The following is a 12,660-nucleotide window of genomic DNA, read 5'->3' on the forward strand; positions in this document are numbered from 1 at the left end:
TTCGCTTCGCTCGCAATGACGAGTTATTTGTCATTGCGAGGAGCCCTACTGGGCGACGTGGCAATCCATAATTTTAAAAACGTTTAAAAACAGGAATAGCCTCGAGTGGAGCGTCTACTGTTACAGTCTGTCCACCCTCATATACTTTGCCATCGTGAATGTTTTCCCACTTTCCGGCAGGAAGATATACGTCACGCTTGAAAGTCTGTGGAGTCATAACAGGTGCTACAAGATATTCTGGGCCGAACATGTACTGGTCTTTGAGGTTCCAGCATTTTTCGTCTTCAGGAAACTCATAGAACATTGTACGCAAGGCTGGGCTTCCGTTCTCACTGGCTTCTTTCATAACCTTTGTTACATAAGGCTTGATTTTTTCACGGAGCTTAATCTGTTCTTCCATGATTTTCTGAGGACCTTCTCCATAGCTCCAGATTTCGTTGTCGCGGCCGGTAAAGAGGTGACCGCCGCCGTAGCCACGCTGCGGGTCTTTGTCCAGTAATGGAATATCGTGAGGATCGCGGTCGCCATGGAGTCGCAAAATTGGAGTAAATACAGCCCATTCAAACCAGCGGATAAGAAGTTCCTTAAACTCTTCAGTTCGGACATCACCATACATAAAGCCGCCGATATCAGTTGTCCACCATGGAATACCAGCAATACCCATATTCAAACCTTCACAAACAGAAGTTCTGAAGCACTCCCAGGTAGACTGAACGTCTCCATTCCAGATAATCTGATTATATTTCTGACTTCCAACCCAGGCACAGCGTTCAAGGTTTACAATACTCTTCTGTCCCATAGCCTTCTGGCCTTCATAGAAAGCGCGACTGTACATCTGAGGATAAATATTTGCGACCTGAAGTCCAGGACCTGCCTGATATCTGTAGTTACCAAAATCATAAACATTAAGGTCAGGTTCAGAGTTATCCAGCCAGAACATGTCGATTCCGTAATCTGCATAGTTTTTCTTACAGATCTTCCAAAGATATTCTCGAGCCTCAGGATTAGTTGCATCAATAGCAAGACAGTCACCCTGCCAGTCAAAGCTCTGGTTTGAACCACGGTCAGAACGAATCAGATAGCCCTTCTCCTGCATTTCTGCAAAGTGGGTAGATTTTTTGTCTACGTTTGGCCAAACGGAAACCATAACCTTTGTACCCATTGCGTGAAGCTCGTCGCACATAGCCTTAGGATCCGGCCAGTATTCCTTATCAAAGAACCAGTCTCCCTGACGAGGCCAGTGGAAGAAGTCAATTACAATTACATCAAGATGAATACCCATTTCCTTGTAGCGGCGGGCTACAGTTAATATTTCTTCCTGAGTTCGGTAGCGGAGCTTACACTGCCAGAAGCCAAGATAATCTTCAGTGAGGGCCGGAGCACGACCAACTGCGGCTGTATATTTTTCCATGATTTCAGCAGGTGTATCACCGGCGGTAATCCAATAATCCATTTCCTTTGTACTTTCTGCATGCCATTCAGTAATGTTTTTACCAAAGGTTACTTTACCAACAGCCGGATTATTCCAGAGGAAGCCATAGCCAAGATTTGATAAAGCAAATGGAATAGAAACCTGACTGTTTCTCTGAGCAAGTTCAAGAGTACAGCCCTTCATATCAAGATATGGAGTTGGATACTGGCCCATACCAAAGAGTTTTTCATCATCATTAGGATTAAAGCGGACAGTAAGAGAATAATCACCTCCAATGATTCCCTGGAACTGTCGGCTGATAATTTTAGTACAGCAGCTTTCTTTTGTTGCAGTCGGATCATACTGGCGGTAGTATTCCTGTAAAATCAGTTTATCATTTTTATAAAAAGAAATTACTCCATTATAGTTTAGGCGTGCTTCAAGCATTCCGTTTTTAATAGAAGCAGAATTTTCACTTACACTGATTTTTGCACTTCCGTGATTGATTTTTTCAGTAAGTGCTACATCACGGTCAATGAATGCAGCTTCTAAAGTTGAGCGAACACGGAAAGAATCTTTTCCCCATGCTTCTATCATTAATGTTTCATTACCTTTTTTGAATACAAGAGCATTTTTTGCTTCTAAAAACATATAGTCCTTCCTGATTATTTAATATATTATTAGTATAACATTCTTTACCGAAATTGCACTGTAAAAACATCGGATATTTACTGTATATTTCTATTTTTCTTAAATAATGAAAATAAGACTATCCTTTTACTTGTTTAAATGTTATATTTTAAATAGATGTAAATACATCTGCTATAAAAGGGTAAATTTGCCCTAAAAAAAATTTGGAGAAAAATTAAAATGAAGACATTTGCTGGTCCTGTTCTTTTCCTTGATAGGTCAGATATTAACACTGACGAAATCATTGCTTCTAATCTGCTTACAGAACTTCCTAAACAGGAGCTTACTTCCCACCTTTTTGAGAATCTCAAAATTGACGGTTTTAATCCTAAAAGTGACATTGCCGGTAAAAAGGTAATCATTACAAAAGAAAATTTTGGCTGCGGTGCTGAAAGTGAACATGCACCATGGGCTCTTGAAGTAAACGGCATTAATACTGTTGTTGCTCCTACTTTTGCAAAAGCTTTCCGTAAAGATATGTTTGCAAATGATCTTATGGCAATTGAAATTGACCGTAAATCTCTTGCAGATATGTTCCGCACTTTCGGTGATAAAGATACAGAATGTAAAGTAGTTTTAAATGATGATGGAACTGCTAAGGTAAAACTGATTGCAGGAAGTCTTTCAAAAAGCTATCAGTTTAATGTGGATGATGCTGAGAAGGCTTTGTTTGCTAAGTAATTTATAAATGGTGGTTTCGATACGGCTTTCAGCCTACTCAACCACCGTTATACAATAAATAAAAAAAGCCCGGTGGTTGAGTGATGCGAAGCATCGTATCGAAACCACCGGGCTTTGTAATTTTAAAGGTCTAACTATTTACAAGCTTCAAAAATAATATCAGCAAGGAAGATTACTGCGAGAATCCATGTAACAACAGGAATCTCTTTTGCTTTCTTACCAGCGCACTTAGCGATTACGTAAGAAATGATACCCCACTGAATACCCTTAGCAATTGAGTAAGAGAATGGCATTGTCATGATTGTGATAAATGCCGGAATACCTTCTGTAGGATCATCAAACTTAATGTCTACAACTGATTTCATCATCAGATAGCCTACAAAAATCAATGCAGGAGCTGTAGCTGCTGATGGAATAAGGAAGAAGAGTGGACTTAAGAAGAGTGATACAAGGAAGAGAACTGCAGTTGTTACAGAAGCAAGACCTGTGCGTGCACCTGCTGCAACACCTGAAGAAGATTCTACGAATGATGTTACAGTTGAAGTACCAAGACAAGCACCAACAACTGTACCAACAGCATCAGCCATAAGAGCTCCCTTTACATTTGCAACTTCACCGTTTTCATCTTTAAGATTACCCTGCTCTGCTACACCAAGAAGTGTTCCGATTGTATCAAAGAGGTCTGTAAAGAGAAATGTAAAGAAGATTACAAAGAACTGACCAAGAACAGCAAATGAGAACTTGCCGGCTGGAGTACAAACGATTCCCTTGAAATCAAATGCAAAGAAATGTGGAGCAGCTGGTGTAGAGAAAGGCTTGAAGTTTTCAGGAATTGTTGTAACACCAAATGGAATACCAATGATTGTAGTAATGATAATACCAATAAGGATTGCTCCTGGTACTTTCAAAGTATACAAAACGATTGTAAGGATAAGACCAATAACTGCAACGAGAGCAGCCTTGTTAGCCATTGTAAAGTTTACAAAACCGATGAGAGTTCCAGTTTCTGTAGAAACAATACCAGCATTTGCAAGACCAATGATAGCAATGAAAAGACCAATACCTACAGCAACAGCCTTTTTAAGACCTTCAGGAATTGATTTGATGATTGCTTCACGAACACCGCAGAGAGAAAGTATGATAAAAAGCACACCTTCAAGAAGAACTGCAGTAAGTGCAAGCTGGAAAGAACATCCCATACCCAGAACTACTGTGTATGTGAAGAATGCGTTAAGACCAAGACCTGGTGCAAGTGCAACAGGAAGGTTTGCACAGAATGCCATTACAAGAGTTGCAATTGCTGCTGACAATGCAGTAGCAGTAAATACAGCATTCCAGTTCATTCCTGCACCTGAAAGAATTCCAGGGTTAACAGCAAGAATGTAAGCCATTGCAAGGAAAGTTGTGATACCACCAATAATTTCCTTAGAAATTGTGGTGTTTCTTTCCTGTAACTTAAAAAACTTTTCCATAAATATATATCCTCCTTATGGATTTACAAATTAAAGCATGACCAGAACTTTATCGACACATGCACTTACGCAGGTGCCGCAGCTGGTACATTTTGTGTAGTCAATAACAGGAAGTCCTGAGCTGCAGTCAATTGCCTGCTCCGGACATTTTCTTGCACACATACCGCACTTAAAGCAGCCGCGGGAACAATCCTTTTTAATCTGGACTTTGTTATCACTCTTATTAGAGCATACTGCAATAGCGCCCTTAGTGTCAGCATCAATCATTTTGAAAAGGTGCTTTGGACAGGCTGATGCACACTTTCCACATGCTACACATTTTGATTTATCAACTTTTGGAAGTCCGTCATCTCCCATTCTGAGGGCACCAAATGGACAAACTTTTACACAGTCACCAAAGCCGATGCAGCCAAAAGCACATTTTTTTGTTCCATTGAGAGTCAGCTGGGCTGCCTTACAGGTTTTGATACCGATATATTCTGCTTTGTCTGCAGCACATTCTTTTGTACCGGCACAGGCAAGAAAGGCAACCTTAGGCTTTACCTCTATCCCAGCCTGACCAAGAATTGCAGCAACCTTTGCGGCACAGTCAGCACCACCTGCAACACAACCGTTAGACGGAGCATCACCTTTTACAACCGCAGAGGCAAAGGCATCACAACCGGCAAGTCCACAGCCGCCGCAGTTAGCACCGCTGAGGGCATCGCGAACCAGCTGAACTTTAGGATCTGTATCAACATGGAAAATCTTTTTAAAAAGGCCAAGAAGAATTCCAAGCAGAAGGGCGATGATGGCTGCTACGATTATTGTATAAAGAATTGTATTCATTTTCACCTCTATATGGTAAAGCTAAAAATTGCTTTCGCAATTTTTTTAACGCTTTTCTATTTATCACCGGCCGCCAGCGGCCTTACTCATTTAATAAGACCTTTGAAGCCTAAGAAGGCCAGACTCAAAAGGCTTGCACAAACGTAAAGAATTGGTGTACCGGCAAAAGCCTTTGGTACATTTGCAATCTTTACACGACTGCGTACACCACTCATGATTATCATAGAAATTAAAAAGCCCATTGCAGAACCAAAGGCATAAACAAGACTCTGAACATAGTTGTAGTTCTTGCTGATGCAGTTAATTGTGATTCCAAGCACGGCACAGTTTGTTGTAATCAAAGCAAGGTAGACACCCATTGCATTATAAAGTCCAGGAGACATTTTCTTGAGGAAGAATTCAACAAGCTGAACAAGAGATGCAATTACAAGAATGAAGAAAAGAGTCTGTAAGAACTCGAGTCCAAGAGGAACCATAACCAGTTTATAAAGAGGCCAGGTTACAGCAGTTGCCAGCATGATTACAAAAGTTGTGGCTAAGCCCATTCCAGTTGCTTTTTCTGTATCGTTTGTCATTCCGATAAAAGGACAGATAGCAAGATACTGAATGAATACAACATTATCTATAAGGGCAGATTTTATAAAAAGTTTAATTGTTTCCATTATTTCTCTCCTTTTGATTGTTTCCAGGCCTGAAGGCAGGCAGCAAGAATACCAAATACAAGGAAGCCGCCCGGTGCAGAGTTGAAGATTCCAATGCGGTAAGCTTCTGGAATTACTTCAATTTTAAGGGCAGTTCCAGCAAAAAGAGTTCCGCCACCGAGAAGCTCACGAATCAGTGAAATTCCAAAGAGAACTATTGTATAGCCGATACCCATTCCAAAGGCATCAAGTATAGATGCTCCAACCGAGTTCTTAGAAGCAAAGGCTTCTACACGGCCCATGATGATACAGTTTACAACGATAAGCGGAATGAAAACTCCAAGAGCATTGTAAAGGGATTCAACATAGGCATTCAAAACCAGCTGAACGATTGTAGTAAAGGCCGCAATTACAGTAATGAAAACCGGAAGTCGGATTGCCGAAGGAATCAGTTTTCTGAAAATAGAGATTACGATTTCGCTCATAACCAGAACGAAGGTCATTCCTAAGCCCATTCCAAGTCCATTGAAAATACTTGTAGTAACACCAAGCGATGAACACAAGCCAATGTTTAAAACAAGAAGAGGATTTTCAATAAAGAAACCTTTGGTAAAAGTTTTAAGTTTATTATTCATAATAATTTGAAATACTCGTGTCATGCTGAACTTGTTTCAGCATCTTTCATAGAAGATCCCGAAATAAGTTCGGAATGACAACGATTGCTATTTCTCAACCCCCTTCTGTTTGAAATAATCAAAAAGATTTTTTGTTCCTTCATTAATTAAAGAAGAAACCGCAACGCTGGTAATTGTTGCACCGGAAATTGCATCGAAGTTTTTGCCCGCAGTAAATCCATCTTTTGCATTTTTTCCTTCAAACTGACCGTAAAAGGTTTTGCCGTTTGGAAGCTTAAAGGTAGAATCATTTGCCTTAAGACCAAAGCCCGGCGAATCTGTAAGCTTGAGGAATTTCAAACCGGTAACATTACCATCAGTTTTCATACCGATAAGGATTGAACCCTGGTCATAAGTAGGACCTGTAACCTGAGCCGCACCACCAACAATCTTGCCGTCTTTTTTGGCAACATAAATTTCATCAACTGTAATTGCACCTACAACTGGAGCTTTATAATCATTTACAGTTTCAAAAGTAAGGCCGGCATCAGGGAAAAATTCCTGCATTGCGGCACTGACCTTTTTTGCCTGATTATCTGCAATTTTTGGAGCGGTAAAATTATTTACCAGAGCAAGCAGAGTACAGGCAACAACTGCATAGGCACAAAGAACGAGGCCAAGCTTAATCATGCTCCAGGCATTTTCTTTTTTAGCTACTTCTGCCATTACTTTGCCTCCTTTGTATTTGAATCTGCATTAGCAGGTCTTCCGGCCTTTTTGCCGTAACCGTACTTGCGGGCTGTAAGATTATTAAGGAAAGGAGCAATGCTGTTCATAATAAGGATTGAGAACATAACACCTTCCGGATATCCACCAAAGCGGCGAATCAGGAAGGTAATAAGACCACAGCCAAAGCCGAATACAAGGCGGCCTTTTTTAGTAAGAGGAGCAGTAGCATAATCAGTTACCATAAAGGTTGCACCAAATAAAAGACCACCGGTCATAAGACTCATTGGAAGATTTTCACCTGCAATCAAAGAACAGATTGCTACAGTGCCAACCATTGCCACAGGTGCGCGCCAGTCGATAATGTGAGCCAGCAGCAGGAAAGCAAAGGAAATCAAAATCAAAAGTGTTGAAGTTTCACCGATACAACCTGCTCTGTTTCCAATGAAATACTGCCAGTAAGTTCCGTCTTCTATTACAAAAGTTCCGGCCTTAATAGCAGATAAAGTTGTTGCAGAGGAAATTGCATCCATACCGCCAAGTGCCTTTGGAGCCATCCAGGAAGCGCCCATGGCAGCCGGGAAGCTTAAGAACATAAAGGCACGGCCTGTCAAAGCAGGATTAAATACATTAGAACCAATTCCGCCAAAAAGTCCCTTTGCAACAATCATTGCAACAGCAGCGCCAACAACAAAAATCCAGACAGGAGCAGTTGCAGGGCTAACCAGGGCCATCATAACGCCTGTTACACAGGCAGAAAGATTATTAATGACAACCTTCTGTTTTGTGACTTTCTGGAAAACAAATTCAAAGAGTACGCAGGAAGCAACTGAAACGAGTATACGAATCAGCGCTGCAAGTCCAAATAAAACAATTCCCATAATGACTTCTGGCAAAAGCGCAATTAAAACGCTTCCCATAATCATTGTGGTATTACACTTAAAATTGAAATGAGGGCTTGAAGAAACGTAGATTTTTTTGTCCATTACCTGCCTCCTTCGCTTGCGGCTTTTTCTGCTGCCGCCTTTGCGGCCTGGGCCTGAGCTTTAGCTTTTTCTTCTGCCATCTTCTGGCGGACAAGTCCTTTTCCAAGTCGGATTCTCTGAATAAGATTTACTTTGGCAGGACAGACAAAGGCACAGCAGCCGCATTCGATACAATCCATAAGACCAAAGCTTTTTGCCTTATCAAGATTTCCGGCTTTCAGCTCGCGGACAATCAGAGCCGGGCTTAATCTCATGGCACACTTTGCAACGCAGGAACCGCATGAAATACACTGACTTTCTTCTTCGAGGAAGGTTTCCTTTTCTGTAAGGAAGGTAACTCCGCTGGTTCCTTTAGCAATCGGGAAATCTGCAGACATCATGGCAAAGCCCATCATAGGACCACCGCTGATTATTTTTACAGCAGAATCAGGAGTAGCCTCACTGCTTTCTGCATCTTTTAATTTGAAAACATCCGGCATAAGGTCGCTTACAATAGTTCCAACAGGAACACGAATGTTTACAGGCTTTTCAACAGCCCCACCGCTTATTGTAAGTGAACGCTCAATAAGCGGCATTCCAAGGCGGAAAGCATCGCTGATTGCACAGGCAGTTCCAACATTTGAAATTACACAGCCTGCGTCTGCGGGCAATTTAGCAGAAGGAATCTCGCGGCCGGTAGCTGCAGATACAATAAACTTTTCTGCACCCTGAGGATATTTTGTCTTTACAAGGCAGATAGAAATTGAATTGCTTCGGCCCGCATCTGAAATTGCTTTTTCAAGCACCGGAATAAGATATTCTTTATTATCTTCAAGAACAATTACTCCCTTTGCGTGACCGGTCTCTGAGCCTGTCGAAGGGCCACCTTTTCCACCATTTACTATGTGAAGAATAATTGCAAGACCGTCTACAAGTTTAGACGGCTGTTCAAGAATTGTACGCTCATCACATGTCAAATATGGCTCGCATTCAGCGGCATTAATCAAAACATAATCAATTATTTTATCTGCAGGAGGATTCAGCTTTACATGAGCCGGAAAGGATGCTCCACCCATACCTACAATACCCGCTTCGCGAACACGCTTAAGGGCATCTTCTTTGCTGCATTCAAAAGGATCAATAACTGGCAGGAGACTTTCTCTTTCTGCATCATCAGCTTCAATGATAATACAAGGCGCAGTACCGTTGCCAGTTACAAGACAGTTCTGTATTTTCTTAACTTTTCCAGAAACGGAAGAATGAACAGGGCAATTCATAAAGCCATCGCCATTAGCAATTACCTGGCCTTTAGAAACCTCCTCTCCCACATTAACCACCGGCTGATTTGGTGCGCCACCCATTGTAACGGGAATTGTTACAGTTTTAGACGCAGGAAAAACCGGAGTTATAGGACACTGATTACTCAGTTCCTTGTACTCTTTAGGATGGATTCCACCCTTAAATGTTTTTGCTCTCATAATTCTTCTATTATAAACTGAGAAAAGGTAACTTGCAATATTTTGATTTTAGTATAAATAACATTTTTGCTTTTAATATTCATAACAATTTTTATTAAAAAATTATTTTCCTTTTTTTCAAGAATGGATTTATACTTTTAATATGGGTAAAATTGATTCCATAAAAAAAATTTTGGGAATTGAACGCTATACAAAATATACAGGCGATTATTTTGACCGTTCCAATATCCGTTCCAGTTTATATGTATCTTCCGTAGTTGTTTTGCTTGAATTATGGATGATTATAAGTACCCTCTTTTTTCAGTTCTTTGGAAATCTTAACCGTTCAAAAATCTGGCTTATAACACATCTTACCAGCTACGGGCTTCTTTTAATTTCAGCACTTACTCTTTTAATTTATTCACTGCTGCATGTAAAAAAAATCATAAAACGAAAAAAAGAATGGTTTGCAATACGACTTGTTTTCTCAATTATATCTTTATGCTTTGGAATATATATTTCCTATCTCGATTATTTAAAAGGTGAACAGTTTATCACACTTATGACAATGACAATTATTGTCTTCTGTTTTACGGTGTGGAGACCTTTATATTCAATTCTGCTTCTAACCGGCTCTTATACACTCTTCTTTATTTTATGTCATAACAGTATGCCTACAACTTATGCTACAAAAGTTAATCTTACTATAGTAATGATTATCATTCTTTTAAGTGCAATTAATGCTTACAGGCAAAAGCTCAGCGAAGCCCAGAAAGATGAAAGGCTGGAACAGGCTCATGATATTCTCTTAAAGCTTTCTATAAGTGATGAAGTAACTGGTGTCGCTAACATGAATTACTTCCGTGGCCAGGCCTTTGAACTTATGAATAAAGCTGATGTAATTCCATCTGATTTTATCTATCTTTATTTTGATATTGAAAATTTTAAGATGTTGAATCAGAAATATGGATTTTGGGAAGGAAATACATTCTTAAAAGAATTTGCAGATTTTCTCGGAGTAATTTTTGAAAATTCAATTATTGCTCATTTTTCAAATGATAATTTTGTTGTTCTTACAAAAGATGAAAAAATTAAAGATAAAATAATGCAAATCTGTAAAAAACTTACTGAATATAAATATGACATTAAGCTTGGTCTAAAGGTTGGTGCTTATAAACCGGAAAACAAAGAAGTTCTTCCTTTGATGGCCTGCGATCATGCCCGATATGCCTGCAATTCAATCAAAAAGTATTATAATCTTACCTATTGTATATACGATAAGGATATGTCTCTGCGCTTTCAGAAAAAGCAGCATATCATAAATAATTTTGATCAGGCAATAAAAAATGAATATATCAAGGTTTATTATCAACCGGTAGTAAATGCTTCAACAGGAAAGCTTTTTGGTCTTGAAGCTCTTGCCCGCTGGCAGGATCCGCAATTCGGTTTTCTCTCCCCTGCAGACTTTATTGAAACACTTGAAGAATATCATTTAATTCACCGTCTTGATATGTTTGTTGTAGAACGTGTATGCCGTGATATTAAAGATGCAAAACAAAAGGGACGAAAAATCATTCCTACATCTCTAAACTTTTCGCGACTTGATTTTGATTCTCTTAATCTTGCCCAGGAAGTTGCTGATTGCCTTGAAAAATACAATATCGATAAAACAGAGATTCACATTGAAATTACCGAAAGTACCCTTTCTGAAGATGATGAAAAATTAAAGGCAGAATTAAAAAGCTTCCGCTCTCATGGATACGCCCTCTGGCTGGATGACTTTGGTTCCGGATATTCAGGCTTAAATGTTCTTAAAGAATATGATTTTGATTTGATTAAGATTGATATGAAATTCCTTTCCAATTTCGAAGTAAATCAAAAATCCAGACAGATTCTCAAAAATGTAATTAATCTGGCAAAAGATCTTGGAATGCAGACTCTTACAGAAGGTGTCGAAACTCAGGAGCAATATGACTTTCTGCGTGAAATTGGATGTGAAAAACTTCAGGGCTACCTTTTCAGCAAGCCTATTTCAAGAGCAGACTTTGAAGCTAAGCTTGATGACGGTAGCCTGGTTATAGATTAACCTCTGCTTTTAATCTGTTCGGCAATCTTTTTAACGTCCTGAATTTTTCCTTTTGCCGCAACAAGAAGTGCATCATCACTATCAACAATTACGACATCATCAAGGCCAATTGTTGCAATAGTTCGTTTTCCGCCTCTTATGTATGAAGAGGTTGTATCCAGAGTAATTACATCATAACCCTTGATAACATTCTGATTTTCATCTTTTTTACTAATGTCATAAAGAGCAGACCAGGATCCAACATCATCCCAGCCGGCATTGAGTTTTACAACCCGGCCTTTTCTTGTTTTTTCCATAACGGCATAGTCAATTGAATCGCCCTTAATTTTACCAAAGGCCTCGGTATTAAGACGGATGAAATCTGTATCAATACTTGCCTTCTCAAAAGCTTCTATCGAAAGCTCTGCCATTTCAGGATTATATAATTTAAGTTCTTCTAAGAATGTGGCTGCCTTAAATACGAACATACCAGAGTTCCATGAATATTCGCCGCTGGCAAGATATTCCTGTGCTTTTTCAAGACAAGGTTTTTCTACAAATTTTTCAAGTCTGTAAGCACCGTCACTTTCATCTCCACTCGCCTTTACATAACCATAACCAGTGGCTGGGAAAGTTGGAACAATTCCAAAGGTAACAAGATAACCTTTTTCTGCATTTGCAGCCGCAGCTTTTACTGCCTTCTGAAAAGCTTCAACATCGGCAATAACATGGTCGCTTGGAAGTACTACTACAACAGCGTCTTTATCCTGTTTCATTGCTGCACAGCAGGCTGCGGCAATTGCAGGAGCTGTATTTTTTGCCATAGGTTCGAGAATAATAGCAGGCTTTACATCACTAACCTCACCAATCTGCTGTGCAACCATAAAGCGGTGGCCTTCTCCGCATGAAATTACAGGCGCTCCCAGCTCAAGTCCCTTAAGACGAAGCAAAGTTTCCTGAATCATTGTTTTATTTGAAATAAGGGGTAAAAACTGTTTTGGATGATCGCCCCATGAAAGAGGCCAGAGACGAGTACCGGCTCCACCTGAAAGAATAATTGGAATTAACATAGTAAAAGTATAGTAAAAAAATATTTTTTTGAAAATACTT

General features: G+C 39.8%; 11 protein-coding genes. 2 read left to right on the forward strand and 9 right to left on the reverse strand.

Annotated features, from left to right (window positions below; all coding sequences use genetic code 11):
- Nucleotides 1-73: 73 nt before the first annotated feature.
- The gene (locus G626_RS0103440; RefSeq protein ID WP_022931401.1) at nucleotides 74-2,062 is read right to left on the reverse strand and encodes a glycoside hydrolase family 31 protein; all 1,989 of its coding nucleotides are present in this window, start codon (nucleotides 2,060-2,062) and stop codon (nucleotides 74-76) included.
- Nucleotides 2,063-2,281: 219 nt separating this feature from the next.
- Between G626_RS0103440 and G626_RS0103445 the strand changes: the two genes are divergently transcribed.
- Complete coding sequence (locus G626_RS0103445) at nucleotides 2,282-2,782, forward strand: 3-isopropylmalate dehydratase small subunit (RefSeq protein WP_022931402.1); 501 nt, start codon at nucleotides 2,282-2,284, stop codon at nucleotides 2,780-2,782.
- A 134-nt stretch (nucleotides 2,783-2,916) separates the two neighbouring features.
- On the opposite strand, the gene G626_RS0103450 is transcribed toward G626_RS0103445, so the two are convergent.
- The 7 genes from G626_RS0103450 to rsxC all read right to left on the reverse strand — a co-directional run bounded on the left by G626_RS0103450 (nucleotide 2,917) and on the right by rsxC (nucleotide 9,506).
- The gene (locus G626_RS0103450) at nucleotides 2,917-4,254 is read right to left on the reverse strand and encodes an NCS2 family permease (RefSeq protein WP_022931403.1); all 1,338 of its coding nucleotides are present in this window, start codon (nucleotides 4,252-4,254) and stop codon (nucleotides 2,917-2,919) included.
- A gap of 30 nt (nucleotides 4,255-4,284) precedes the next feature.
- A complete protein-coding gene (locus G626_RS0103455) occupies nucleotides 4,285-5,082 on the reverse strand; it encodes an RnfABCDGE type electron transport complex subunit B (protein ID WP_022931404.1) in 798 nt (265 codons plus the stop codon).
- A gap of 86 nt (nucleotides 5,083-5,168) precedes the next feature.
- Nucleotides 5,169-5,744 carry an electron transport complex protein RnfA gene (locus G626_RS0103460; protein WP_022931624.1) on the reverse strand — a complete coding sequence of 192 codons (576 nt, stop codon included), beginning with the start codon at nucleotides 5,742-5,744 and terminating at the stop codon, nucleotides 5,169-5,171.
- A complete protein-coding gene (gene rsxE / locus G626_RS0103465; protein WP_027726953.1) occupies nucleotides 5,744-6,358 on the reverse strand; it encodes an electron transport complex subunit RsxE in 615 nt (204 codons plus the stop codon). The genes G626_RS0103460 and rsxE overlap by 1 nt, the downstream gene beginning before the upstream one ends.
- A gap of 87 nt (nucleotides 6,359-6,445) precedes the next feature.
- Nucleotides 6,446-7,063, reverse strand: coding sequence for an FMN-binding protein (locus tag G626_RS0103470; protein ID WP_022931405.1), 618 nt, complete (start codon nucleotides 7,061-7,063; stop codon nucleotides 6,446-6,448).
- Entirely contained in the window at nucleotides 7,063-8,049 is a 987-nt protein-coding gene (locus G626_RS0103475; RefSeq protein ID WP_022931406.1) for an RnfABCDGE type electron transport complex subunit D, read from the reverse strand. Before G626_RS0103475 ends, G626_RS0103470 begins: the two co-directional genes overlap by 1 nt.
- Nucleotides 8,049-9,506: an electron transport complex subunit RsxC gene (gene rsxC / locus G626_RS0103480; protein ID WP_022931407.1), complete on the reverse strand. Its 1,458-nt coding sequence runs from the start codon at nucleotides 9,504-9,506 to the stop codon at nucleotides 8,049-8,051. Before rsxC ends, G626_RS0103475 begins: the two co-directional genes overlap by 1 nt.
- Before the next feature lie 142 nt (nucleotides 9,507-9,648).
- On the opposite strand from rsxC, the gene G626_RS15285 reads away from it, so the two are divergent.
- The gene (locus G626_RS15285) at nucleotides 9,649-11,571 is read left to right on the forward strand and encodes a putative bifunctional diguanylate cyclase/phosphodiesterase (RefSeq protein ID WP_022931408.1); all 1,923 of its coding nucleotides are present in this window, start codon (nucleotides 9,649-9,651) and stop codon (nucleotides 11,569-11,571) included.
- Here G626_RS15285 and G626_RS15290 read toward each other — a convergent pair.
- A complete protein-coding gene (locus tag G626_RS15290) occupies nucleotides 11,568-12,620 on the reverse strand; it encodes a mannose-1-phosphate guanylyltransferase/mannose-6-phosphate isomerase (protein ID WP_081647486.1) in 1,053 nt (350 codons plus the stop codon). The genes G626_RS15285 and G626_RS15290 overlap by 4 nt on opposite strands.
- Nucleotides 12,621-12,660 lie beyond the last annotated feature (40 nt).

This window comes from Treponema bryantii NK4A124, assembly GCF_000421345.1.
In the GTDB taxonomy this organism is placed as follows: domain Bacteria; phylum Spirochaetota; class Spirochaetia; order Treponematales; family Treponemataceae; genus Treponema_D; species Treponema_D bryantii_B.